23 protein-coding genes and 1 tRNA gene are annotated in these 23,408 nt (G+C 62.6%); 14 read left to right on the top strand and 10 right to left on the bottom strand.

What is annotated here, in order from left to right; all coding sequences use genetic code 11:
* Positions 1 to 18 precede the first annotated feature (18 nt).
* The 4 genes from ACODTA_RS02875 (at position 19) to ACODTA_RS02860 (ending at position 2,256) form a co-directional block, all read left to right on the top strand.
* Positions 19 to 714 (top strand): hypothetical protein, encoded by a 696-nt coding sequence (locus ACODTA_RS02875; RefSeq protein WP_489064298.1) that lies wholly within the window; start codon positions 19 to 21, stop codon positions 712 to 714.
* A 1-nt stretch (position 715) separates the two neighbouring features.
* Positions 716 to 979, top strand: a complete 264-nt coding sequence (locus ACODTA_RS02870; RefSeq protein WP_489064297.1) for a hypothetical protein — start codon at positions 716 to 718, stop codon at positions 977 to 979.
* A gap of 351 nt (positions 980 to 1,330) precedes the next feature.
* On the top strand, positions 1,331 to 1,771 hold the full coding sequence (locus ACODTA_RS02865; RefSeq protein ID WP_489064296.1) for a hypothetical protein: 441 nt from the start codon (positions 1,331 to 1,333) through the stop codon (positions 1,769 to 1,771).
* Positions 1,768 to 2,256 carry a hypothetical protein gene (locus ACODTA_RS02860; protein ID WP_489064295.1) on the top strand — a complete coding sequence of 163 codons (489 nt, stop codon included), beginning with the start codon at positions 1,768 to 1,770 and terminating at the stop codon, positions 2,254 to 2,256. Before ACODTA_RS02865 ends, ACODTA_RS02860 begins: the two co-directional genes overlap by 4 nt.
* A 190-nt stretch (positions 2,257 to 2,446) precedes the next feature.
* On the opposite strand, the gene ACODTA_RS02855 is transcribed toward ACODTA_RS02860, so the two are convergent.
* On the bottom strand, positions 2,447 to 3,793 hold the full coding sequence (locus tag ACODTA_RS02855) for a hypothetical protein (RefSeq protein ID WP_489064294.1): 1,347 nt from the start codon (positions 3,791 to 3,793) through the stop codon (positions 2,447 to 2,449).
* Between the two features lie 133 nt (positions 3,794 to 3,926).
* Positions 3,927 to 4,016, bottom strand: a tRNA-Ser gene (locus tag ACODTA_RS02850).
* 161 nt (positions 4,017 to 4,177) lie between these two features.
* Between ACODTA_RS02850 and ACODTA_RS02845 the strand changes: the two genes are divergently transcribed.
* The 10 genes from ACODTA_RS02845 to mazG all read left to right on the top strand — a co-directional run bounded on the left by ACODTA_RS02845 (position 4,178) and on the right by mazG (position 13,668).
* Complete coding sequence (locus ACODTA_RS02845) at positions 4,178 to 5,200, top strand: lytic murein transglycosylase (protein WP_489064293.1); 1,023 nt, start codon at positions 4,178 to 4,180, stop codon at positions 5,198 to 5,200.
* The gene (locus tag ACODTA_RS02840) at positions 5,184 to 6,209 is read left to right on the top strand and encodes a septal ring lytic transglycosylase RlpA family protein (protein WP_489064292.1); all 1,026 of its coding nucleotides are present in this window, start codon (positions 5,184 to 5,186) and stop codon (positions 6,207 to 6,209) included. Before ACODTA_RS02845 ends, ACODTA_RS02840 begins: the two co-directional genes overlap by 17 nt.
* Before the next feature lie 31 nt (positions 6,210 to 6,240).
* Positions 6,241 to 7,401: a D-alanyl-D-alanine carboxypeptidase family protein gene (locus tag ACODTA_RS02835; RefSeq protein ID WP_489064291.1), complete on the top strand. Its 1,161-nt coding sequence runs from the start codon at positions 6,241 to 6,243 to the stop codon at positions 7,399 to 7,401.
* Complete coding sequence (gene tmk, locus ACODTA_RS02830; RefSeq protein ID WP_489064290.1) at positions 7,398 to 8,039, top strand: dTMP kinase; 642 nt, start codon at positions 7,398 to 7,400, stop codon at positions 8,037 to 8,039. Before ACODTA_RS02835 ends, tmk begins: the two co-directional genes overlap by 4 nt.
* Positions 8,036 to 9,016, top strand: a complete 981-nt coding sequence (locus ACODTA_RS02825; protein ID WP_489064289.1) for a DNA polymerase III subunit delta' — start codon at positions 8,036 to 8,038, stop codon at positions 9,014 to 9,016. The genes tmk and ACODTA_RS02825 overlap by 4 nt, the downstream gene beginning before the upstream one ends.
* Positions 9,017 to 9,144: 128 nt before the next feature.
* On the top strand, positions 9,145 to 10,695 hold the full coding sequence (gene metG / locus ACODTA_RS02820; RefSeq protein ID WP_489064288.1) for a methionine--tRNA ligase: 1,551 nt from the start codon (positions 9,145 to 9,147) through the stop codon (positions 10,693 to 10,695).
* Positions 10,696 to 10,698: 3 nt separating this feature from the next.
* On the top strand, positions 10,699 to 11,475 hold the full coding sequence (locus ACODTA_RS02815) for a TatD family hydrolase (RefSeq protein WP_489064287.1): 777 nt from the start codon (positions 10,699 to 10,701) through the stop codon (positions 11,473 to 11,475).
* A 25-nt stretch (positions 11,476 to 11,500) separates the two neighbouring features.
* The gene (locus ACODTA_RS02810) at positions 11,501 to 12,268 is read left to right on the top strand and encodes an MBL fold metallo-hydrolase (protein WP_489064286.1); all 768 of its coding nucleotides are present in this window, start codon (positions 11,501 to 11,503) and stop codon (positions 12,266 to 12,268) included.
* Positions 12,265 to 12,861 (top strand): retropepsin-like aspartic protease family protein, encoded by a 597-nt coding sequence (locus ACODTA_RS02805; RefSeq protein ID WP_489064285.1) that lies wholly within the window; start codon positions 12,265 to 12,267, stop codon positions 12,859 to 12,861. Before ACODTA_RS02810 ends, ACODTA_RS02805 begins: the two co-directional genes overlap by 4 nt.
* A 51-nt stretch (positions 12,862 to 12,912) precedes the next feature.
* Positions 12,913 to 13,668, top strand: a complete 756-nt coding sequence (gene mazG / locus ACODTA_RS02800) for a nucleoside triphosphate pyrophosphohydrolase (RefSeq protein ID WP_489064284.1) — start codon at positions 12,913 to 12,915, stop codon at positions 13,666 to 13,668.
* A gap of 33 nt (positions 13,669 to 13,701) precedes the next feature.
* On the opposite strand, the gene ACODTA_RS02795 is transcribed toward mazG, so the two are convergent.
* The 8 genes from ACODTA_RS02795 to dusB all read right to left on the bottom strand — a co-directional run bounded on the left by ACODTA_RS02795 (position 13,702) and on the right by dusB (position 23,371).
* Positions 13,702 to 13,869: a hypothetical protein gene (locus tag ACODTA_RS02795; protein ID WP_489064283.1), complete on the bottom strand. Its 168-nt coding sequence runs from the start codon at positions 13,867 to 13,869 to the stop codon at positions 13,702 to 13,704.
* A gap of 256 nt (positions 13,870 to 14,125) precedes the next feature.
* A complete protein-coding gene (gene hflX / locus ACODTA_RS02790) occupies positions 14,126 to 15,415 on the bottom strand; it encodes a GTPase HflX (protein ID WP_489064282.1) in 1,290 nt (429 codons plus the stop codon).
* Positions 15,416 to 15,472: 57 nt separating this feature from the next.
* On the bottom strand, positions 15,473 to 16,087 hold the full coding sequence (gene hfq, locus ACODTA_RS02785; RefSeq protein ID WP_489064281.1) for an RNA chaperone Hfq: 615 nt from the start codon (positions 16,085 to 16,087) through the stop codon (positions 15,473 to 15,475).
* Positions 16,084 to 17,475, bottom strand: coding sequence for a nitrogen assimilation response regulator NtrX (gene ntrX, locus ACODTA_RS02780; protein ID WP_489064280.1), 1,392 nt, complete (start codon positions 17,473 to 17,475; stop codon positions 16,084 to 16,086). Before ntrX ends, hfq begins: the two co-directional genes overlap by 4 nt.
* A gap of 3 nt (positions 17,476 to 17,478) precedes the next feature.
* The gene (locus tag ACODTA_RS02775; protein WP_489065381.1) at positions 17,479 to 19,713 is read right to left on the bottom strand and encodes a sensor histidine kinase; all 2,235 of its coding nucleotides are present in this window, start codon (positions 19,711 to 19,713) and stop codon (positions 17,479 to 17,481) included.
* A gap of 126 nt (positions 19,714 to 19,839) precedes the next feature.
* Positions 19,840 to 21,279, bottom strand: coding sequence for a nitrogen regulation protein NR(I) (ntrC, locus tag ACODTA_RS02770; protein WP_489064279.1), 1,440 nt, complete (start codon positions 21,277 to 21,279; stop codon positions 19,840 to 19,842).
* Complete coding sequence (locus tag ACODTA_RS02765) at positions 21,276 to 22,397, bottom strand: two-component system sensor histidine kinase NtrB (RefSeq protein WP_489064278.1); 1,122 nt, start codon at positions 22,395 to 22,397, stop codon at positions 21,276 to 21,278. Before ACODTA_RS02765 ends, ntrC begins: the two co-directional genes overlap by 4 nt.
* The gene (gene dusB / locus ACODTA_RS02760) at positions 22,373 to 23,371 is read right to left on the bottom strand and encodes a tRNA dihydrouridine synthase DusB (RefSeq protein WP_489064277.1); all 999 of its coding nucleotides are present in this window, start codon (positions 23,369 to 23,371) and stop codon (positions 22,373 to 22,375) included. The genes ACODTA_RS02765 and dusB overlap by 25 nt, the downstream gene beginning before the upstream one ends.
* Positions 23,372 to 23,408 lie beyond the last annotated feature (37 nt).

The following is a 23,408-nucleotide window of genomic DNA, read 5'->3' as shown; positions in this document are numbered from 1 at the left end:
GTTGCGCCAGTTCGATCGATGATCGGGCGACCGGCCGGGGAGCTACTACCTTCCCACAGCCGGTCTGACTGCAACCCTGTTGAGGAGGGCACAGCTATGGCTGGCACTACACCCTTGCGCGCGTCCGATCAAAGCGCGCTAACCATTAATTCCAACCGACGCACCGTTCTTGGCGCAATCGCGCTGGCGCCGATCGCAATTGCCGCGCCCGCGATTGCGGCGGCGGACACCAGCCAATGGGATACCGCCTGCGCGAAGTTCAAGCCGATCAACGACGCGTTCAGCGCGCTTTACGATCAGCAGACCATTTCGGACGCACGGATCACGGCTGAAACGCCGGATCGAAACGCCACTCATTACGATGTCTATCGGCTGCGAACCGATGACGATCGAGCGAAGGCGATCGAAAAGCTGCGCGCCTATGTCGATCGCACGGGTGACGCGATCAACATCGAGGTCGAGGCTGATCAGTTCATCATCGATCGCGACGAGGTCGCGCGGATCCAAAAGAAGTACCGGGCAGCGGAGATATCGGCGGCGATCTACGAGGCCGCGCCGAGCTTCCTGGCGGCACGATCTGAGCTGATGCAGGTTCCGGCGCCGCACACGGCGGCGCTGCTCGTCAAGATCGAGATCGCCTGCGACTCTCTCCAGGATGATCATGCTGAGAGCGTCCTGGCCGATGCACGTCGGCTGCTGGCGGGGAGGCGCTGATATGGCCACTCCTTACACCATCGCCGATCTCAACAACGCCCGTCGCGCCGTTCGCGAGCATCGTGCCGCGATCGACGCTGGCACCGAACGACATGGCGTTCTTCGTCCAACTCCGGGCTGCGAACGCGGATGCCGAAAATGCGGCGTCAAGTGCGCTGTCATGGTCGCGATACTCGAAGACATCGAACGGCAGTTCGCGGGCGACGTGATGACGCACAACGGCATCTCCTACGAGATGCACTACTCCGAAATGGGGGCGAACTGACATGCCTGCTCCCGCAATCGTGTCGGGGGCTTCGGCCCCCACCTTCACCCCGGCCGACTGGTTCGCTGCATGGTCCGACAACGGCGGAATCGCCATGGTCGCGCAGGATCGGCTATATCTGTCACGCTTCCGTGCGATCGACCGCGCGGCCTGTCACAAGCTGGATGGGCTACGTGCCCAAATCATCGCCGACCGCGACCATGGCGCCGCCCTCGCCGCCTATTTGGTGGCCCGGAGCTTCGGCGAAACCTCGTCATGTCCTTGCTCGATATGCGGCGTATCAAACTGGCATCCCGAATATGGAGAACGGTGCTCCCTACCTGGTTGCCCTGAGCGTGGGGAGGTCGCGCGATGATAAACGGTCAAACCAAGGCCGCCGCCTTCATTTCCAAACTGATCGCGCAGGACGCGCTAACCGAGGTTGAGCGGGTCGAAGAGCGGCGGAGGGTGAGGAGCCGCGCCCGCGACGAACACTGGCATTTCTGCCGCCTGACCGAGATCGCACGTTTTCGGGCTGAGGCCGCAGCTACCGAGCTTTGCTATTTCCGCATCTCGGGCGCCTCATGCCAACAGCTCAAGCGGGCGGGAGAAGCGGAATCCGCGGCGATTGCAGCCTTGTTCGATCTAATTGAGCGTTGGTCGCAGCTTCCGTTCTTGACCAAAACGCAGTGCGCTGACTTCGTTCGGTCCGTGAAGGCGTGCGGGCGCTGCTGCGTCACCGTTGGAACCGCTCCAATTTACAAAGAGAAGCGTGCTGCATGGCTCGCCCGTGTTCCAGAGGCATGGTCATGACCCATCCGCGCCGCAAGATGCTCGAGAAGGGTCCACAGCGCCGCCCGTGGATGCGCCGGGACGTGCAACGCCTCTCGACCACGCCGGTCCAGCTTGAGGCGCTGTTGATGGCTATGCCATCATTGCCGCGCACGACGCTGGAGCGGGCGGTTGAGCGGATGATAGATCGGCTCGACGCGATCGACGGTGACGCCGACAACGAGCCCTACGGCGACGAGCTGGACACCGGGAACGCAGAAGACGAGGGACTGACCGCCGATGTCCTCACCGGTCACGGCCCAGGTTGCCCGATCGGCGATTCTGATTGCGATTGGGAGGCGGACGAACTGGACGCCCCGCAATATGGGGAGGACCAGAGCAGCGGGCCGGTGAACTATACCGCCGCCGTAAATGCGCATCTGGAACGAGACCGGGAGAGCCAGCCGCATCCCAAGCCGTACAGTCGGCGGGCATGGCCACCGATCCGGCTGGTGCCGCCGACCTGACAAAACCTGAAATCCCAATCGTTGCGAATTTGCCCCGGTCGTTCATTCGGCCGGGGCTTTACTTTGGGGCCGGGGAGTCGCAAATCGCAACACCCCACGTCTAGGGCGTAGTGGCCGGGGCTAGGGCATCGGTCGGGGTGTTCACTAATTGGTTCGAAGCCGGCGCACCTGTCACCGAATGGTAGCTGCACTATTCGTCCAATTCTCGCCGTGCGCGGCGCAGTCCCTTACCCTCAACCTCGACCGTCGCACCATCCGGCCCAATCCGAAGCTTAGCGGCTTGGCCAAGAATGGTGTTGAGGGTCGCGCCCATCCCATCCGCGCTATCATGGGCTTCCGAATCGGCGCTGCTGAAAAGCCCTCTGGAAAAGCTCTGCAAAAGGACGTCCGGTAGCCCCTGATCATTCACCTTGCGGGCTTCTAGATCGCCTTCCACCAAAAAGCCTGCTCGCTCAGTGTCCAATCGAAACCGGTGCAAATCGCGCTCCCAGTTGCTTACTGAGCGATAGCGCGCAGAGGCGAAACGGAGTGCGAACCAAATGAGGGCCGCAGCGCCAACCGATTGGAGGCCGGCTCGAATCTGAGCGAATAGGATCTGAGAGTTTAGCGCCGCAATCAATGTGGGCTTTTGATCCGAGCGAATCGTAATGTCGTTAGATATCTTTGTGATACCTCCCACGAAGTCATTCACTTGATCAATTTCTGAAAGAACGAGCATGCCGAGGGCTGTGGCGGCCATAACCGCCAACCCAAGCGGAATAAAGAAGCTAGCGTTCGATTGCTGCAAAAGGTTTTTGCTTAGGCGCGTGTCAGACAATTCGGCCATCTGCTTTGCAAATTCTCGCCGGACATGTGTGTTGGCGCGATCATCAAGTCCAGCTTCGCGCTCTGCAAGCTCTTGATATCTTTTGCGCAAATCCTCGCGCATTTGTTCGATTTCTAGCTCAAGCCCCTGCCTTTCCGAAGTGAGAGCAGCCCTGTTTTCACTCTCAATCTTCTGACGGTAGGCATCAAGCTCCAATTGCCGACTGGAGGTGTGCTGAACGAGTTCGGCTACAACGCCCGTCATCTGGTTTAAGATAGCAGCCGATTTGTTAGATTCATTACCATTCTTATCATCTGCGTCCACGGGCGGAGCCATAGACAGAAGGTTGGTAATAATTGGAACTATCTTTTCGACATGGGTTTGATCGCCTCCAAATTCGATTTCCAAGCTGTCGATAAATGCGTTCGTCGACGGCAGCCACATCTCGCTACCATTGCGGTTCGTGCCCCAACGCTGGGCGCGCCGGTACTCGACCCATGCCACGTCCATTGACCAGTGCATGCGCGTCAAAATGTAAGAATTGGCGTTGAGCGACGCGGCAAGATTCTCACTCAGTTTGGTCGAATTGGCTTCCGGTCGCTCTAGCCTCACCACTTCGATGTCGCCGACCCAGGCTTGCATTCTTCCTTGGTCACTGAGATTGGTCAGCGCCTCGCCGAGCCTGAGAACCTGAAGATCGGAAATTCTTCCGAACGTATACTTTTCGGACATCGCATCCTCCCCACGAGCCACACTATGCGCTTGAACAGGATTCGGTCGACAATTGATTGTGTGGGCGTTTTGGTGGGGAAAAAGATTCGGCCACATCAAAAATGGCGCATTTCTTTGAATTTTTAGGGCCAACTGGCGGACGGGGTGGGATTCGAACCCACGGTGAGCTTGCACCCACGGCGGTTTTCAAGACCGCTGCCTTAAACCACTCGGCCACCCGTCCGGCTCGCGCGGCATATTCGCTCGGAGGAAAAAGGGAAAGGGGGGTCGGTGCATCGGCCTTGATGTGCCGGATGCGGGTCGAAAGGGGATTCACCTGACGCGAAGCCTGTGGCAGTCTGACGTCATTGAGGGAGTTGTATGCGTCTTTTAATCCCGATTTCGATGTCGTTGGCAGCCATTGCGTTGCCGGTAACAGGCCTGTTCGCACCGGCCCCGGCGATCGCACAGAGCGAGGAGGCGGCATTCCAGGCCTATCTGCCACAGCTTCGCGCTCTGGCGGAACGCCAGGGCGTCAGTCGTGCCACGCTCGAATCGGTTATGCCGACATTGACGTTCAACGCGCGCGTGGTCGAGCTTGACCGCGACCAGCCCGGCGGCTCGGTCAATGCGCCGATACCCAATTTCGCGCCCTATCGGATCAGGCATGTCGATGCGCCGCGGATCAATCGCGGGCGCGCCAAATATCAGGCGCTGCGTCACCATCTCGCGCGGATCGAGCGTGAAACCGGCGTGCCCGAATCGATCATGGTTGCGATCTATGGCCATGAAACAGGCTATGGATCGGTGATGGGCAGCTTCGATCTGCTGCGCGCACTGGCAACCCTGGCTTATGAAGGGCGCCGGCGCGACCTGTTCGCGAACGAGTTCATCGCCGGTTTGAAGATGATCGATCAGGGCGTGCCGCGCAGCCGTCTGGTCGGAAGCTGGGCCGGTGCCACCGGCTATCCACAATTCCTGCCTTCGGTCTATCTGCGGCTGGCGCGCGACGGCGACGGCGACGGGCGTAAGGATATCTGGACGAGCGAGGCCGACGCGCTGGCGTCGATCGCCAATTATTTCGTCAATGCCGGTTGGCGGCCCAATGTGCCCTGGGGCGTTGCCGTCAACGTGCCGGCCGGACTGGATCGCACGGCATTGCGCAGCAAGATCAACTCTCCGCGTTGCCCTCGGGTGCATGATCGCCACAGTCGCTATCTCAGCATGGCCGAATGGCGCCGCTTGGGAATCGCGCAAGTTTCAGGACCACGGTTGCGCGATACAGAAATGGCCTCGCTGCTTGAACCCGATGGACCCGGCAAGACCGCCTATCTGCTAACCGGAAATTATAGGGTCATCCTCGATTACAACTGTTCGAATTTCTACGCGCTGTCGGTGGGGTTGCTTGCGGATGAAGTGGAACGTTGAACGGACGATGATCGCCGGCGCGATGATGCTGGCCCTTTCGGGGCAAGGCATCGCGGAGGCAAAGGACAAACGCACTCCGGAAGGCAAAGGTGCATTGCCCGCCGTGAATACGGCTGGCGCCAGCGATGTTCCCGTCATGCTGGGCGAACCCTTCAAGGTGGGGGACGTCGTCTATCGCCCTGAGGATCGGGCCGACTATGACGATGTCGGCTACGCGGCCGCCTATGCCGAGCCCCCTCGGGGAAATACCACAACCAACGGCGAAGCGTTCAATCCGAATGCGATTTCCGCCGCGCATCGCACATTGCCAATACCCAGCTATGTCGAAGTGACGTCGCTCGAGACCGGACGTACGATCCTGGTGCGCGTCAATGATCGCGGCCCCTTTTCCAACGATCGGCTGATCGATCTTTCGGACGGTGCGGCGCGCCAACTGGGGATCGCGGGGGCGGGGCGCACCCCTGTTCGTGTCAGGCGGGTCAATCCGCCGCAGCAGGAACGCACGGTGTTGCGCCAGGGCGGTTCGGCTGCGGAACGGCTCGAAAGCCCGGTGATGATGCTGACGGCATTGCGCCGCAAGCTCGGCATCACGCCGACTCCCCCGATGGCGGTTGCCGCTACGGCGCCCAAGCCGCCCAATCCGGCGCCGACGGCAATCGCGACGACCCCGATTCCGCCGTCCGCCGTCGAGCAGCCTGCGTTGGCGCCGAAGCTGGTCGTCGCCAGCGAGGGGCTGGCTGCGGACGCCATCGAAACGCCCAAGCCGGCAGCCAAGAGCCCCACCCCAGCGATAACCGCTGGCGGAAAGTGGTTCGTTCAGCTCGGCGCCTTTTCGAACAAGCCCCGCGCGGAGGCGCTCGCCAAGAAGGCCGGTGCGCGCGTCGATGTCGTCGGTTCACTGTTCCGTGTCCGCTTCGGGCCGTTCGCGAACGAGGCCGCCGCGAATGAGTCATTGCGGAGCATCAAGGCGAAGGGCTATCCGGAGGCACGTATCCTGAGCGGCGGCTGACGCCCGCCGCGCCTGTCGCGAGTATAGCCCCATGAAACCCGTCCTGTTCGTTTCCTTCGCCGCCCTGGTTGCCGCCGTTCCCGTCACCGCCGCCGCGCCGCCCTATGAAAGCACGGCCAAGGTCGCGTTCCTGCAGGATCTCTCGTCGGGCGCGGTGCTGTACGACAAGGGCGCCGATGTCCGCATGCCGCCGGCATCGATGGCGAAGATGATGACGGTCTATGTCGCGTTCGATCTGATCAAGCAGGGCAAGCTCAAGCTGGATCAGACGTTCGCGGTGCGCCCCGAAACCTGGCGGCAATGGCATGGCCCCGCCGCCGGATCGACGATGTTCCTTGAGACTGGCGAGCAGGTGAGCGTGCGCGACCTGCTACACGGCATCGTCACGCTGTCCGGCAACGACGCCTGTGTCGTGCTGGCGGAAGGGATTTCCGGCACCGAGCCGGCCTTTGTCGCGCTGATGAACGCCAAGGCGAAGGAGTTGGGCCTCGCCAACAGCCATTTCGGCAATTCCAATGGCTGGCCCGACGAAGGCGTGACCTATGTCACCGCCCGCGACCTGGCGTCGCTGGCGCGCGCGACGATCGAGGACTTTCCGCAGCTCTACAAGGATTTCTACGCGCGCAAGGACTACAGCCGCACGTTGAGCGACGGCAAGACGATCAACCAGGAGAATCGCGATCCGCTGCTGGGCCGCGTTTCGGGCGCTGACGGGCTCAAGACCGGCCATACCGAGGAAGCCGGCTATGGCTTCACCGGATCGGCGGAGCAGAATGGCCGCCGCCTGGTGATGGTCGTCGCCGGCCTGGATTCGTTCAACGGCCGTATCGAGGAATCGGTGCGCTTCATCGATTGGGGCTTCAAGGCCTGGACGACCAAGCCGCTCTTCACCAAGGGCAAGAAGGTCGAGACCGCCGAGGTGCAGTTGGGCAGCGACAGCGAAGTTGGCCTGGTCGCGCCGCGCAACCTGGCGGTGACACTGCCCAACGGCGTTGCGGGCACCATGCAGGTGAAGGTGGTCTATAACGGCCCGATCAAGGCGCCGATCAAGGCCGGCCAGCATATTGCCGATTTGGTCGTGACCACACCCGACACGCCGCCGCAGACCATGCCGCTCGTCGCCGAGAGCGATGTGGGCGAGGCCGGTTTCTTCGGCCGCGCCTGGGCCGGGCTGATGTCGATCTTCGGGTGACCGCCACCGCGGCCACGGGCCGCTTCATTTCCCTGGAAGGTGGTGAAGGCGTCGGTAAATCGACGCAGATCGCGGCTTTGGCGGCGGCGTTGCGTGCGCGGGGCGTGGATGTGCTCGTTACCCGCGAACCGGGGGGCAGCGAAGGCGCGGAGGCGATCCGCCGCCTGCTGCTGGAAGGGGATGCCGGCCGCTGGGGACCGCGCGCTGAAGCGCTGCTTTTCGCGGCCGCCCGCTCGGATCATCTGGAAAAGACGATCCTGCCGGCACTGGCCGATGGGCAATGGGTGTTGAGCGATCGCTTCCTCGACAGTTCGCGCGCCTATCAGGCGGGAGCGAGCGGTCTGGCCGACGCCGATATCCTGACGCTGCACCGGATCGGCAGCGAGGGGCGGTTGCCTGATCGTACATTGCTGCTGACCCTGCCCGAAGCCGTGGCGGCCGAGCGTGCCGCGGCGCGCGATCGCGGCGGCGCCGACCGGATCGGCGGGCGTGACGCCATCTATCACGCCCGCGTCGCGCAGGCCTTCGCGCATCATGCGGAAGAAGATCCACACCGTTTTCGCGTCGTCGATGCGAGCGGCATCGCCGAGCATATCACGGAGCGCCTGCTCGATGCTCTGGCGGATCTGCTGCCATGACGTCCCTTGTCGGCCATGGCTATGAAATCGCATCCTTTATGGATGCGATGGCCAGCGGGCGCCTGCATCATGCCTGGCTACTTGCCGGGCCGCAGGGCGTAGGCAAGGGGCGCTTCGCCGAGGCCGCGGCGCTACGCATGCTCGCCGAGGCCGCCGGTCCACCACCGACCGCGCCGGGACTGGAGGTTTCCGCCGATCATCCGATTGCCCGGCTAATTGATGCAGGCAGCCATCCGGACTTTCGCCGACTACATCGTTTGCCCAATGAGCGGACGGGCGACCTTGCGCGCAATATCCCGATCGCGCAGGTCCGTTCGCTTCAGGGCCTGTTCGCGACCACGCCCTCGCTATCGCCGCGCCGGGTGATCGTGATCGATGCGATCGACGATCTTGAACGCGCGGCCGCCAACGCACTGCTCAAGAATCTGGAGGAGCCGCCGGCCGACACGGTGTTCCTGCTCGTCAGCCACGCGCCCGGGCGGTTGCTGCCGACGATCCGTTCGCGTTGTCGGGTCCTGCGTTTTGGTCCACTCGCGCCAGAGGAAATGGCCAGGGTGCTGCGCGCCGAGCTGCCAGAGGCCGATGCGGACGAAATCGCCGCATTGGTGCGGGTCGGGGAAGGGGCGCCCGGGCGCGCGCTCGGCTTTGCCGGGCTCGATATCGCGGGTCTCGATCAGGCGATGGCGAGCATCGCCGCTACCGGCGATCCCGCTGCGGCATCGCGCACGGCGCTTGCCAAGGCGCTCGCGCTCAAGGCCGCCCAGCCGCGCTACGAAGCCTTTCTGCAGCGCGCGCCGGGCTTCATCGCAACCGCCGCGCGCACGCGTTCGGGGCAGCAGCTTGTCGATGCGTTGAAGCTCTGGGGCGATGCGCGCGATCTCGCGGCCGGCGCAGTCGGCCTTTCGCTCGATCCGCAAAGCGTGGTCTTCGAGCTCGGCACGCTGATCGCCGGGCTTGCGCGGCGACGCGCGGCCTGAGCCGCCTGCAAATGCCTGCCGCTCCTACGAACGGATCTGATTTGGCGCGTCTGCCAATCGGGAGTTTGCCGCGATTCCCGAGCCGGCAGGTGTTGCCACCTACCTCGGAACCACTCTAAAGCCGCGGCATGGCCAAGCCCTTTTATATCACCACCGCGATCAGCTATCCCAATGGTCGCCCCCATATCGGACACGCCTATGAAGCGATCGCGACCGACGCGATCGCTCGTTTCCAGCGGCTGATGGGCCGCGACGTCTTCTTCATGACCGGTACCGACGAGCACGGGCTGAAGATGGTCCAGACAGCGCGAGACAAGGGAATCGAAACTTCCGCCCTGGCGGAAGAGATGTCTTCTTATTTCAAGAAGATGGATGACAGTCTCAACATTTCGTACGATCGCTTCATTCGCACCAGTGAACCCGCGCACCATGTTGCCAGTCAGGCGATCTGGCAAGCGATGGAGGCGAATGACGACCTGTATCTCGATCGCTACGAAGGCTGGTATTCGATCCGCGACGAAGCCTTTTACGACGAGAAGGAACTGGTCGAAGGGGAAGGGGGCGAGAAGCTGTCCCCGCAGGGCACGCCTGTCACCTGGACGGCCGAGGAGAGCTGGTTTTTCCGGCTGTCCAAATATCAGCAGCCCTTGCTCGATCTCTACAATGCGCAGCCCGATTTCATACGCCCCGACAGCCGCCGCAACGAGACAATGCGCTTCGTCGAGGGCGGCTTGTCCGATCTGTCGGTGTCGCGCACCAGCTTCGACTGGGGCGTGAAGGTGCCGGGCAGCGACGGCCATGTCATGTATGTCTGGGTCGACGCGCTGACCAATTATCTGACGGGTGTCGGCTATCCCGAGGATAGCGAAGAGTTCCGGAAATACTGGCCGGCCGATTATCATATCATCGGCAAGGATATCGTGCGTTTCCACGCGGTCTACTGGCCGGCCTTCCTGATGTCCGCCGGGATTCCGCTGCCCAGGCAGGTCTTTGGCCACGGCTTCCTGCTCAATCGCGGCGAGAAGATGTCGAAGTCACTCGGCAATGTCGCCGATCCGCTCGAACTCGCCGAGGCGTTCGGCGTCGATCAGCTTCGCTATTTCCTGCTGAGCGAAGTGACCTTCGGCAATGACGGCAGCTACAGCGCGGAGGCGATCGTCACGCGCTGCAATGCTGATCTCGCCAACAGCTTCGGCAATCTCGCCCAGCGCACCTTAAGCTTTATCGCCAAGAATCTCGGCGCGCTGCCCGGCGGCGGCCGTAGCGAGCCTGCGGACGCCGACCTGCTGGCGCTGATCGCGCAGATCACGCGTAAGGATGTGCCCGCCGCCTTTGCCGATCTTGGCCTGTCTCAGGGCATCGAAGCCTGGCTGCGCGGCGTGTTCGCCTGCAACCAATATATAGATGCGCAGGCGCCATGGGCGCTGCGCAAGAGCGATCCGGACCGGATGACGGCGGTGCTGGCGACGCTGTATCGCGCGATCCGCGATCTCGCGATCGTCATCACGCCGGTGATCCCGGCAGCATCGACCAAACTGCTCGATCAGATGGGGGTCGAGGCCCGCGATTTCGCGGCGCTGGAGGACAATGACTGGTATGACGCCCTTGTGGCGTCGGGCTTCGCACTCGCGCCGCCAAGCCCGATCTTCCCAAGGCTCGAGCTGCCGGCGGAGGCGTGATCCATGTTCGTCGATAGCCATTGCCATCTGAACTATAAGGGCTTGATAGAGGAACAGCCGGCGGTGCTGGCGCGCGCGCGCGCCGCCGGTGTCGGCACGATGCTCAACATCGCGACGCGCGAGCGCGAATGGGATGACGTCATCGCCACCGCCGAGCACGAGGCGGATGTCTGGGCGACCGTCGGCATCCATCCGCACGAAGCGGATCATCATCCTGACGTCGATACCGCGAAGCTTGTTGCCAAGGCCGCGCACCACCGTGTGATAGGCATCGGTGAGACCGGGCTCGACTATTATTACGATCATTCGGATCGCGAGCAGCAAAAGGCGAGCTTTCGTGCGCACATCGTGGCGGCGCGCGAAACCGGCCTGCCGCTGATCGTCCACACCCGTGATGCCGAAGCAGATACGGCCGAGATCCTGGGTGAGGAAATGGGGAAGGGGGCTTATCCCGGCGTAATCCACTGTTTCACCGCCAGTGGAGAATTCGCCGATAAAGCTTTGGAACTTGGCCTTTATATCTCGATTTCCGGAATTGTGACGTTCAAGAATGCCAGGGATCTGCAAGAGACTGCGGCGCGGCTGCCCGCCGATCGCCTGCTGATCGAAACCGACGCGCCGTTCCTGGCGCCGGTGCCGCATCGCGGCAAGACCTGCGAACCCGGCCATGTCGCAGATACCGCAAGGTTTCTGGCCAACCTGCGTGGTGTAAGCGTGGAGGAACTGGCCGAGCAGACCACACGCAATTTCCGGACACTGTTCAGCAAGGCGGCTGTGTGAAGCATATGCCGCGCAGGAACGCCCGATGAAGGTGCGCATCCTGGGATGCGGCACATCATCGGGCGTACCGCGCATCGGCAATGATTGGGGTGATTGCGATCCAGCCGAGCCCAGAAACCGCCGCAGCCGGGCGTCGATCGTCGTCGAAAGCGATACCACACGGATCCTTGTCGATACGTCACCGGATCTACGCGAACAGTTGCTGCGTGCCGATGTAGACGATGTCGATGCGGTGATCTGGACACACGACCATGCTGATCACTGCCATGGCATCGATGACCTTCGACAACTCTTCCATGCGCGCGGCCGGCCGGTGACGGCATATGCGCGTCCGGAAACGCTGGCGTCGCTCAGGGCGCGTTTCGCCTATGCCTTTGACGGCAAGGACGGCTATCCGCCGACGGTGACGGGCCAAGTCCTGCAAGACGACTGGATCCTCGGCGACATCAGGGTTCGCGTGACCGATCAGCCGCACGGCACCATCACGTCGGCGGGCCTGCGCTTCGACGGATCGAACGGGTCGATCGCCTATTCCACCGATTTCAATGAATTCACACTGGATATGAAGATCCTTTACGAGGATATCGATATCTGGATCGTCGATGCATTACGTCATCGGCCGCATCCGACGCATCCGCATCTGGCGCTGACGCTTGGCTGGATCGAGCAATTGTCACCGCGGCACGCGATCCTGACGCATATGGACCAATCGATGGATTATGCGTCATTGTGCGCCGCGCTTCCCATGGGCGTCGAGCCAGGATGGGACGGGTTGGAGGCCAGCACGGTTTGAGCGACGATCAATCGATCAATCTGATCTATGCGATCGGCGGGCTGGTGCTGGTCGGCAGTTCGTTGGCGGCGCGGCGCCTGCCGATGGGACAGACGCTCAAGATGGCGCTGGCCTGGATCGCCATCTTTGGCGGGCTGTTCGTCATCGTCGCGCTGCGCGACGATTTTGGCGCGGTCTGGCAGAAGGTGAAGACAGCCGCGATCGGCGATGGCGGCCAAGCCGTCGGCGGCAGCCTGCGTATCCCGGCGTCGGAGGACGGACATTATTATGCCGTGGCGACGGTCAATGGTCACAGCGTCCGGTTCATGATCGATACCGGTGCAACGGTGACGTCGGTTTCGCGCGATACGGCGAAGGCGGTGGGCATTCCGCTCGACGGTGTCGGTTATCCGGCGATCGTCGAGACCGCCAATGGACTGGCCGAAGCGCAACGCTCCAGCGTCGAGCGCTTCGAACTCGGCCAGATCAAGCGTGAAGACATGCACGTCTTCGTAATGGATGATCTGGACGACACGAACCTTCTCGGCATGAATTTCCTGTCCTCCCTGCGGAACTGGCGCGTGGAAGGGCGCACACTGATCCTCGAGTCCTGATGCATCTGAATTTTACATAATGTATATTATCGAACTTATGGAGCTGCCCCGGTGACGAGCCCCCCATTGAACGATTTGGTCGCGATCATGGCCAAATTGCGCGATCCCGAGAATGGCTGCCCCTGGGATGTCGAGCAGAGCTTCGAGACGATCGCGCCCTACACGATCGAAGAAGCCCATGAAGTCGCCGACGCGATCGCGCGCCGCGACATGGCTGATCTCAAGGATGAGCTCGGCGACCTGCTGCTCCAGGTCGTATTCCATTCCCGTATCGCCGAGGAAGCCGGCCACTTCGCGATCGGCGACGTCGTTACCGCGATCTCCGACAAGATGGTTCGCCGCCACCCACATGTCTTCGGATCCGATCCTCGCGAGACCGGCCATGCCCAATGGGAAGCGATCAAGGCCGCCGAGCGCGACGCCAAACCCGACAAGAGCGCACTCGCCGGCGTCGCCTTGGGCTTGCCCGCGCTGCTGCGTGCCGAGAAACTCCAGAAGCGCGCTGCCAGAACCGGCTTCGACTGGCCGGATTCCCAAGGACCCCGTCTAAAGATCGATGAAGAACTCACTGAAATTGAACAATGTTCAAACAATGATGAACTCGAAGATGAAATCGGCGACCTGCTCTTCGCCTGCGTGAACTGGTCGCGCCATCTGGGCATCGATCCGGAAGCCGCGTTGCGGCGTGCCAATTGCAAGTTCGAGACCCGTTTCCGCGCCATGGAGACCGAGGCCGGCGATACCTTCACGGGACTGTCGCTCGACGAGAAGGATACGCTCTGGGAACAGGTCAAGAGCAAGACCTGATGACCACGCCGTCTCGGCCGGGACGATCGAGCGCTACAGGAGCCATTCGATCGGCAGATGGCCATCGAGTGCGGCGAGCACCGGATCGAGGCCGGCTACGTCATTGTCGTCGAGCAGCATCCGCACCCGCACGCCGCGATCGGCGGCGGCGCGCACCTCGCCGATGAACGCCCGAGAGGCCCGGGTGCCGGCGAGCGGCATCGGTCGCGAAACGGCCGATCGGCGTATCTTCGGTATCTCCCAGCGCCTGTGAGGGCGTGCGCGGTTCCAACGGAGGCAAGGGATTGAGCAAACGGACGACAAGCCCGATCGCCATCACGACGATGACCGCGAACAGCAGCAGCTTCAACAACAGCATGATCATGCGCGCGGCGCGCGCCATGTCGCGATCTCCTCCGCCATTGTCCCGCCCCGCATTATCGGTTCTCCTCCTTCATCGCGGGCGGAACCGGGGGCGTTATCCCCGCGCTTCGAACCGCCCCCAATCCAGTTCGGACATGCGCACGTCCATGCGCAGCAACTCGCCCTCTTCGACAGTATCGAGCACTTCGCCATGACGATGCAGCCAGGCGATGCCGGCGCCATCGGCCTGAGAAAGCCGGACGGTGCGAACGCGGTTCTGGGCGGTCAGCAGGTCCGATACCGTCTGGCGGAGCGCATCGACGCCCTCCCCCGTCTGCGCCGAGAGCATCGCGACATCATCGCGGCGGGCCGCTTCCCCCGTTAGCTCGGCGCGCGTGTCGGGATCGAGAAGATCGACCTTGTTCCACGCCTCGATCACCGGCGTATCCTCACGCGCGCCGATCTCGGCCAGCACCTGTTCGACATCGGCCTTTTGCGCTTCGCTGTCGGGGTGCGCGATATCGCGGACATGCACGATCAGATCGGCCGCCGTCACCTCTTCCAGCGTCGCCCGGAATGCCGCGACGAGTTGTGTCGGCAGATCGGAGACGAAACCCACCGTGTCGGACAGGATCGCCTTGTCGAGGCCGGGCAAGCGGATCTGCCGCATCGTCGGGTCGAGCGTCGCGAACAGCAGGTTTTCGGCCATGACGTCGGCGCCAGTCATTCGGTTGAAAAGCGTCGACTTTCCAGCATTAGTATAACCGACAAGCGCAATCACTGGCCAGGGCGCGCGCCGTCGCCGATCGCGGTGAAGCCCACGCGTTCGCCGGACATCGGAAAGTTCGCGGCGCAATTTCGCCATGCGATCCCGGATCATCCGCCTATCGGCCTCAATTTGCGTTTCGCCGGGGCCGCCCAGAAAGCCGAAACCACCACGCTGGCGCTCGAGGTGGGTCCAGCTCCGCACCAGCCGGCCCGCCTGATAGTCGAGATGCGCCAGCTCTACCTGAAGCCGGCCTTCGGCCGTCGCTGCGCGTTCGCCGAAGATTTCAAGGATCAGACCGGTCCGGTCGATCACCTTGGCCTTGAGCTTGTCTTCCAGATTGCGCTGCTGCACCGGCGTCACCGAAGCATCGACGATCACCAGTTCGGCTTCATTCTGCTGGACGGCGACCGCGAGCTGGTCCACCTGTCCACTGCCGAACAGGGTCGCCGGCTTGGCTTGCCGTACACGGAAATGGAGCTTTTCTACGACATCGATGCCGATCGCTTCGGCAAGGCCGGCGGCCTCCTCCAGCCGCGCGTCGGTATCGCGCGCGGATCCGCCGGTGTCGGGCAATGCCACGATCGCCCGCGCACCGCGCCCCAATCCTTCGTCTTCGCTACGCTGAAATACGCTCATAGACCCTCATTCCGCCATTCCCGCCGTCACGGGAATGACGGAGTTGATCCGGCGCCTTCAATCCTCTTCCGAATCTCCACTCTCCTCGGCGAGGTTGAGCGGATGGGCGGGCTGCACCGTCGAGATCGCATGCTTGTAGACGAGCTGTGACAGCCCGTCGCGCTGCAGCAGCATGCAGAACAGATCGAACGCCACGATCTCACCCTGCAACATGACGCCGTTGACGAGGAACATGGTGACCGGCGCCTCGGACTTGTGGACCGCGCTCAGGAAAACTTCCTGCAACGACTTGGATTTGCCACGGCTCTCGTCGAACGCCTTTTCGATCGGCTTCAGATCGATCGGCGCTGCCGGCATGACGGTGGAGATCGCATGCTTGTAGACAAGCTGCGACTGGCCGTCGCGGCGCAGCAGCACCGAGAAATTGTCGAACCAGGTGATGATGCCCTGGAGTTTCACGCCCTTCACCAGGAACATGGTGACCGGCGTCTTGGTGCGCCGCAGCGTGTTGAGAAAAATATCCTGCAGATTGTTGATCTTGTCGGCCATTTCTAAGTGTCCTGTTCTTGGCGGATCGCGGTCCGCAGTCGCCCGTTGCGGCGGGCTTGGTCTGCCGTTGTGGCGCTCCCTATCTAGTGCGTCGCGCCGGCTTCGTCCACCGTCGCCGGTCATTCGTCGCCGTCGGGCTTCGAATCCGCCATGCCGAGCAGTTTCAATTTGCGATGGAGCGCCGATCTTTCCATGCCGATGAAACTCGCCGTGCGCGAGATATTGCCCGAGAAACGCCGGATCTGGATGCGCAGATATTCGCGCTCGAAGGTTTCGCGTGCCTCGCGGAGCGGCGCGCCCATGATCGCCGATGCCGCATTGCCGCCCATGCTGGCATCGCCCTGCGCGCCCATCACTTCGGGGGGAAGCATGTCCAGGTCGATCTGGCCGATCCGGTCGCCGGGAGCCAGGATGATCGTCCGTTCGACGACGTTGCGAAGCTGGCGGACGTTGCCGGGCCAGTCATAGGCCTGAAGCGCCGCGATCGCGTCGCCGGCAACGCCGGGCGGCGGCACGCGGCGTTCATTGGCATAGCGCGCAACGAAATGATCGATCAGGCCGGGAATGTCTTCGCGCCGCTCGGACAGTGGCGGGATATGAACGGGCACCACGTTCAGCCGATAATAAAGATCCTCGCGGAAACGCCCGCCCGCAATCTCGTCGCTCAGGTCGCGTGACGTTGCCGAAACCACACGGAATTCCACCTTCACCATGCGCTGGCCGCCGACACGCGTGAAGCTTTGATCGGTCAGCACGCGCAGGATCTTGGCCTGGGTGGTCAGCGGCATGTCCGCTACCTCGTCGAGGAACAGCGTGCCGCCATGCGCCTGTTCGAGCAGTCCGGGGCGGACGAGTTCGCCCCCCTCCTCCACCCCGAACAACTCCTCTTCGACGCGTTCGGGTTCCATCATCGCCGAGCTGACGACGATGAAGGGTGCGGCCGCGCGGTTGCTCCACATATGCAGCAGCCGCGCCGCGACTTCCTTGCCGACGCCCGCCGGCCCGGTGACGAGCACACGGCTGCCCGTCGCCGCCACGCGCTTCAGAGTGGCGCGCACTGCGTTTATCGACGTCGAATTGCCGGTCAGTTCCTCTTCCCGGCCGATCTGCGCCTTGAGCGAGGCATTCTCACGGCGAAGCTTCTCGGTTTCGGTGGCGCGACTTACCAGATGGAGCAGATGGGCGGCTTCGAACGGCTTTTCGATGAAATCGACGGCGCCGCGCCGGATCGCCGCGACGGCGGTGTCCAGGTTGCCATGGCCCGACATCACCAGGACGGGCAACGAAGGATCGCGGCGCTTGATCTCGTCGAGCAGATCGAGTCCGTCGAGCTTGGAGCCCTGCAGCCAGACGTCGAGCAGCACCAGCGAGGGTCTCCGCTCGGCGATCGCTTCAAGCGTGGCGTCGCTATTGCCCGCGGTACGGGGGGAATAGCCCTCGTCCTCCAGAACACCCGACACCAAGTCCCGGATATCCTGTTCGTCATCGACAATCAGAATGTCTAGCGCCATGGGTCAGCCTTCTCCTTTCCGCGTCAACCGCGGAGTCCTTTCATCCTCGTCAAGGTCGATCGCCGCATCGTCGCGTGCGATATTAGCGAGCATCTCGAGGTCGAAGCTCGTCGTGATGATTGTGCCACCGCCCGGATTGTCGGCGAGCTGCATGGTGCCAAAATGCTCCTCGACGATCTTCTTGACGATCGCGAGGCCCAATCCCGTGCCGCGCACGCGCGTGGTAACATAAGGTTCGACCAACCGGTCCCGCTCCTGCGGCAGGCCGATGCCATTGTCGGTGACTGTCACAGTCACCCGTGCGGGATCATCGCACCGGGCGATTGAGAGCGTCACTTGCCCGGCATAGCCATCTTCACCAGATTCAGACTTTTGTTCAATGGCTTCTACCGCATTTTTGACGAGATTGGTCAATGCCTGCCCAATTTGGCGCCGATCGCAGACCATCGGCTGTGCATCGTCCTCCTGCTGGAAGTCGAAGCGGATCTCCGGATGCGCGACTTCGTGGAGGAAGAGCGACTGGCGTGCGATGTCCGTCAGGGATTCCGGGCGGAAGACCGGCTTGGGCATACGCGCGAACGACGAGAACTCATCGACCATCCGGCGTAGATCGGCCACCTGCCGCACGATCGTCTCGGTCAGGCGCGTGAACGTGCCCGTCTCGTCACTGATCTGCTTGCCGTACCGGCGTTGCAACCGTTCGGCGGCCAATTGGATGGGGGTTAGCGGATTCTTGATCTCGTGCGCGATACGGCGTGCGACATCCGACCACGCGGCGCGGCGCTGATCGAGCAATTGCTGCGTGATGTCATCGAAGGTGAGAACCCGCCCGCTTTCGTCGCCGACCACGCGAACCGCCAGGGTGCGCGCCTCCCCCGTCGAATTGAGCTGCACGATCTCGCTCCGGTCGCCACTCATCGCAAGCGCGCCAAGTTCCGGGGCAAGGTTGGCAAGGCTTCGCCCGACCGCGTGGAGCGGGCCGACCTTCAGCAGGGCAGCGGCCTGACTGTTCATCAGCAGCACCTTCCCGTGAACATCGACCGAAACCACGCCGGCACTGACGCCTGACAGGACGGCTTCGATAAAGGCGCGGCGGCGTTCGAGTGCGCCGGTCTGCTCCTCGATCCGCCGGGTCATGCGATTGAACGCGTTGGCGAGGCTGCCAATCTCGTCCTGGCGGACAGGCTGTTCGACGCGGGCCGTCAGATCACCGCCGGCAATGCGTTGCGCCGCATCGACAAGATCTCCGAGTGGACGGACGATCCGGTCCGCGACCGCGAGCGCGATGAACACGGCGGCACCGACGATCAGCAGCGAAACCGCGAGCAGAGCGATGTTGAACTGGAGTTGCAACGCACGCGATCGCCCGAGCAATCGCTTGTAATCCTGAAGCACCGTGTCAGCGCGCTGTGCTTGCGCAAGCATCTTGGGGTTGGCGACGCGCGCCGCCCACAAATACGCTTCCTCCTTCACGCCAAGCGGCACCACCGCCTCGATCCGGTCGTTGGTTTCAGTGACCACCGCCGGCGAACCCCGCCGGATCTTCTCCATCACCTCCGGCTTGACCACATTGGATTCGCCCCGATCATAGGGATCAACCATGATCAGCGTCTGCAGTCCGACACCCGGCTTCGCCACGAGGATCGCCGCTTCGGACAATTCGCGCTGATAGACCTGGCGCGCGAACGCCTCCTGAAACAGCGGATTTTCAATCGGCGCTTCCCGAAGGAACTGGATGAGGTCGGACGCCATGGTGACGGTCTGCGCCTGCACGTCGTCACGGTTCTGAGCATAGGTCTCTTGCGCCAGGATGCTCGCATTCTCCAGCATGCCGCGCGCACGATCGGAGAACCAGAATTCCACACCATATTGGAAGAGCAACGACGCGAAGATCACCACCAGCAAGGTCGGAACCGCCGCGATCAGCGAAAACAGCGCGACCAGCCGAACGTGCAGGCGCCCGCCGCCGCCGACCAGCGAGCGAGCCGCGCGCCGCTTGGCGATGCGGCGACCGATCAGGACCAACAGAGCGACGCCGGGCACCAGATTGGAGATCAGCAACAGCGCCACCATCGCCGGCGATAACAGTCGATCCGCCGTCGATTCAGCGGTGACTATGAAGTAGCTGGCAACCAGGATCGCGACCGCAACCGCAAGCGTCGCCAATTCGACCCAGGCGACCAGATTGTTGCGGCGATAAAAGGCTGTGAGTGCGCGCCGCCATCTGGCGGGTTTCATCGGATAGTCACGATCGAGCGCGTTCACCGTTGCGTGCTTACAACATTCCCGTTGCAAGACAAACACACTCTGCGCCGATATGGAGGAAAGCCCATCGCGCGCGCGGCACGATCCGACGCAATCCCGTCAGGGGCCTCGGCGCAGCTTGGCAAGATCGATGGCATGATCCGTCAGTTTCTTGCGCAAGGTGTTGCGGTTGATGCCGAGCAGTTCGGCCGCTCGGAGCTGGTTTCCGCGCACCGCGGCTAACGTCAGCCGGAGCAGCGGCTCTTCCATCTGCGCGAGCACGCGATCATAAAGTCCATCGGGCGGCAGTTCGTCACCGAAACTCGCGAAATAGCCGGAAAGACTGGCTTCAACCGCGTCAGACAGGCCCCGCCCCACCAACAGCGGCAGGGGTGTCTCGGCACCGCCCGACAGTGACTGGTCGATCAGCCTTGCGCCGATGACTTCTTCGCGGCTGAGCGCGGCTAGACGACGCATCAGGTTTTCGAGCTCGCGGACATTGCCTGGCCAGCCATGCGCCGTCAGTCGCGCTAGAGCATCCGAGCCGAGCCGCTTGCGTGAAAGCCCTTCCTGTCCGGCGCGATCGAGGAAATGGCGCGCAAGCTCGGCAATGTCGCCCTGGCGATCGCGTAGCGGCGGCAGGTGGATCGGCACCACGTTCAACCGGTAGAACAGATCCTCACGGAACATGTTGTTGGCGATCATCGCCGGCAGGTCCTTGTGGGTCGCGGCGATGATCCGCACATCGGCACGGATCGATCTCGCGCCGCCCACGGTAGTGAACTCGCCTTCCTGCAGTACGCGTAACAACCGTGTCTGCGCTTCCATCGGCATGTCGCCAATCTCGTCCAGGAAGAGCGTACCCCCCTGGGCCTGCTCGAATTTGCCGGCCGTGCGCGCCTGCGCGCCCGTGAAGGCGCCGCGCTCATGACCGAAAAGCTCGGATTCGATCAGTTCACGTGGGATCGCCGCCATGTTGATCGCGACAAAGGGCTTGCCGCGTCGTGCGCCGAGATCATGGATCGCACGCGCGACCAATTCCTTGCCTGTGCCGGATTCACCGAAAACCAGTACGGTCAGTTCGTTCGAAACCACGCGTGCTATCGTGCGATAGACATCCTGCATGGCCGGAGACCGGCCGATCAGAGGCAGATCGTCCTTGATACCCTCGGGCTCGGCATCGGTGCGCGCAGCGCGGCTGCGTAGCCCGTCCGCGACGGCGCGGCATAATTCTTCAAGGTCGAAGGGCTTGGGCAGATATTCGAACGCGCCCTGCTCCGTCGCGCGGACCGCCGTCGCCAGCGTGTTCTGTGCGGAAAGCACGATTACCGGCATGCCGGGATGCTGGGCCAGCATCTCCGGTACCAGATCCAGTCCGTTGCCGTCCGGCAACATCACGTCGGTCACCAGCAGATCGGGTGAAAAACGCGACATCGCCTTGCGTTGTTCGGCGACCGATGCGGCGGTCTCGACGTCATGGCCTTCGCGACGAAGCGCTTCGCGTACGACCGTGCGGATCGCGGCGTCGTCGTCGACGACCAGGATGCGGCCCGTGATCATCCGCGATCCCGCGCGCGGGGCAGCAAGAGGCGAAAAACCGTCATTTCCGGATGTCCTTCACGCGCATATTCGACCACACCGCCCTGATCGGTGACGAGCTTGTCGACGAGGGCCAATCCCAGTCCGCTTCCAGTTCGCTTGGAAGTGACGAACGGATCGAACAAATGTTCGCCGATCTCGGGCGGAGCGCCCGGGCCATTGTCGATCACGCAGACCTCGATCGGCAGCGACTGCTTGCCGTCCGCCCCATGCTTCAAGAAGGAAACGCCGTGGCGATAGGCTGTCCTGATCAATATCTGCCCGTTTTCGCGATTACCAATTGCTTCCGCCGCGTTTTTCAGAAGGTTTATAAAGATCTGGACAAGCGAATCGCGGTGGCCGAGCACTTCGGGAAGCGACGGATCATAGGCCTCCCGGATCGGAACGGCGTGCGCGAACCCTTGGCGTGCGACCTCGCGGGCATGGCTCAAGATGGCATGGATGTTTTGCGGCTCGAGTTCGACATGGCGCGTGTCGGTAAAACCTTCCATCCGATCGATCAGCGCGGCGACGCGATCGACCTCATCGCGGATCAACCGGGTCAGGTCGCGGGCACCCGGCTCAACGCTTTTGTCTAGCAATTGCGCCGCACCACGAATACCCGAAAGCGGATTCTTGATCTCATGAGCAAGCATCGCCGCCGCGCCGACGGCGGTCAGCTTCCCCCCTTCCCGTTCGGTGCGGCGTCCCACCAGATGCGCTGTGGATCGCACATGGATGGTGACCACGCGCCATCCGGGATGATCGGGCATGGGCGCGGCCATCATATCGACATTCTGCGTGCGTCCGCCCGGCAGATCGATGGGCAGGTCGAACGCTGAGAAGGGCGAATCCTTCGCCATGGAGGTCAGCGGGTGCCCCGTCAGCGTCTCCATGGATCGGCCGATTATGGCATTGCGGCCAAGGTTGAGCAGCGTCTCGCTCGCCACATTGGCCTCAGTGATCAGCCCGTCCGGATCAATGATCAGCATCGGCGTCGGCAGAACCGCGAACAGTTCCGCCAGAGCTGGCGATTCGGGGCGAGGAGCCTGCGCTCCGCGTCTGCCCAAGCGGATCAGGCGGCTACCCGGGAGAGCCATGGACCGTAGAAATCCGCCAGCATCGCCAGCACCGTTTCCGCCTTGGGTTCCTGGTTCACCGCATTGCGGAACTCGGCCGATCCCGGCAGCCCCTTGGTGTACCAGCCGATATGTTTGCGCGCCATGTTCACGCCGGTGAACTCACCATAGTGATCGAGCATCGACATATAATGGCCTATGATGGCGTGATATTGTTCTTCGATCGATGGATCGGGGAGCGCCTGGCCGGTGCGGAACCAGTGCATCACCTGCCCGAGCAACCAAGGGCGTCCATAGGCGCCACGCCCGATCATGACGCCATCGGCGCCCGACTGGGCCAGCGCGGCCTCCGCATCGTCGATCGAACAGATATCGCCATTGGCGATGACGGGGATCGAGACGACATCCTTGACCTTGCGGATGAAGGCCCAGTCGGCCGATCCCTTGTACATCTGATTGCGCGTGCGGCCATGAACGGTCACCAGCCTAACGCCCAGATCCTCGGCGATCCTGGCAAGCTCGGGCGCGTTCAGGCTGTCATGGCACCAGCCCATCCGCATCTTGAGCGTGACGGGTATCGAAACCGCCTTGACCGTGGCCTCCACGAGTGACGCTGCATTCTTCAGATCACGCATCAGCGCCGATCCGGCATCGCCATTGGTCACCTTGCGTACCGGACAACCCATATTGATGTCGATGATCGCGGCACCGCGATCCTCGCTGAGCTTGGCCGCTTCCCCCATCTCCTTGGCAGTGCAGCCGACGAGTTGCATGGAGACGGGCTCTTCGGCCGGATCCCATGCCGCCTTCTGGATCGACTGGCGCGTCTCGCGGATCGCGGCCTGGCTGGCGATCATCTCGGTCACGTTCAGTCCTGAACCGAAGCGACGGACGAGCGTACGGAACGGCAGATCGGTGACACCTGTCATCGGCGCCAGGATCACCGGCATGTCGATCCGCACAGGGCCGATATCGATGGGAGCGAGCTTGGTCATCATTTGCCTAAAAAAGAGGCAGCGCCATAGCGGGATT

It is taken from the genome of Sphingomonas sp. FG14 (assembly GCF_057809675.1).
Note: the sequence above shows the minus strand (reverse complement) of the source record. Positions and strands in the feature narration are given on the sequence as shown.

What these genes read in the sequence shown, in the direction of transcription:
- ACODTA_RS02875 (WP_489064298.1), top strand. Translation starts at nt 19, where the DNA reads ATGATCGGGCGACCGGCCGGGGAGCTACTACCTTCCCACAGCCGGTCT.
- ACODTA_RS02870 (WP_489064297.1), top strand. Translation starts at nt 716, where the DNA reads ATGGCCACTCCTTACACCATCGCCGATCTCAACAACGCCCGTCGCGCC.
- ACODTA_RS02865 (WP_489064296.1), top strand. Translation starts at nt 1,331, where the DNA reads ATGATAAACGGTCAAACCAAGGCCGCCGCCTTCATTTCCAAACTGATC.
- ACODTA_RS02860 (WP_489064295.1), top strand. Translation starts at nt 1,768, where the DNA reads ATGACCCATCCGCGCCGCAAGATGCTCGAGAAGGGTCCACAGCGCCGC.
- ACODTA_RS02855 (WP_489064294.1), bottom strand. Translation starts at nt 3,793, where the DNA reads ATGTCCGAAAAGTATACGTTCGGAAGAATTTCCGATCTTCAGGTTCTC.
- ACODTA_RS02845 (WP_489064293.1), top strand. Translation starts at nt 4,178, where the DNA reads ATGTCGTTGGCAGCCATTGCGTTGCCGGTAACAGGCCTGTTCGCACCG.
- ACODTA_RS02840 (WP_489064292.1), top strand. Translation starts at nt 5,184, where the DNA reads ATGAAGTGGAACGTTGAACGGACGATGATCGCCGGCGCGATGATGCTG.
- ACODTA_RS02835 (WP_489064291.1), top strand. Translation starts at nt 6,241, where the DNA reads ATGAAACCCGTCCTGTTCGTTTCCTTCGCCGCCCTGGTTGCCGCCGTT.
- ACODTA_RS02825 (WP_489064289.1), top strand. Translation starts at nt 8,036, where the DNA reads ATGACGTCCCTTGTCGGCCATGGCTATGAAATCGCATCCTTTATGGAT.
- metG (WP_489064288.1), top strand. Translation starts at nt 9,145, where the DNA reads ATGGCCAAGCCCTTTTATATCACCACCGCGATCAGCTATCCCAATGGT.
- ACODTA_RS02815 (WP_489064287.1), top strand. Translation starts at nt 10,699, where the DNA reads ATGTTCGTCGATAGCCATTGCCATCTGAACTATAAGGGCTTGATAGAG.
- ACODTA_RS02810 (WP_489064286.1), top strand. Translation starts at nt 11,501, where the DNA reads ATGAAGGTGCGCATCCTGGGATGCGGCACATCATCGGGCGTACCGCGC.
- ACODTA_RS02795 (WP_489064283.1), bottom strand. Translation starts at nt 13,869, where the DNA reads ATGCCGCTCGCCGGCACCCGGGCCTCTCGGGCGTTCATCGGCGAGGTG.
- hflX (WP_489064282.1), bottom strand. Translation starts at nt 15,415, where the DNA reads ATGAGCGTATTTCAGCGTAGCGAAGACGAAGGATTGGGGCGCGGTGCG.
- hfq (WP_489064281.1), bottom strand. Translation starts at nt 16,087, where the DNA reads ATGACCGGCGACGGTGGACGAAGCCGGCGCGACGCACTAGATAGGGAG.
- ntrX (WP_489064280.1), bottom strand. Translation starts at nt 17,475, where the DNA reads ATGGCGCTAGACATTCTGATTGTCGATGACGAACAGGATATCCGGGAC.
- ACODTA_RS02775 (WP_489065381.1), bottom strand. Translation starts at nt 19,713, where the DNA reads ATGAAACCCGCCAGATGGCGGCGCGCACTCACAGCCTTTTATCGCCGC.
- ntrC (WP_489064279.1), bottom strand. Translation starts at nt 21,279, where the DNA reads ATGATCACGGGCCGCATCCTGGTCGTCGACGACGACGCCGCGATCCGC.
- ACODTA_RS02765 (WP_489064278.1), bottom strand. Translation starts at nt 22,397, where the DNA reads ATGGCTCTCCCGGGTAGCCGCCTGATCCGCTTGGGCAGACGCGGAGCG.
- dusB (WP_489064277.1), bottom strand. Translation starts at nt 23,371, where the DNA reads ATGACCAAGCTCGCTCCCATCGATATCGGCCCTGTGCGGATCGACATG.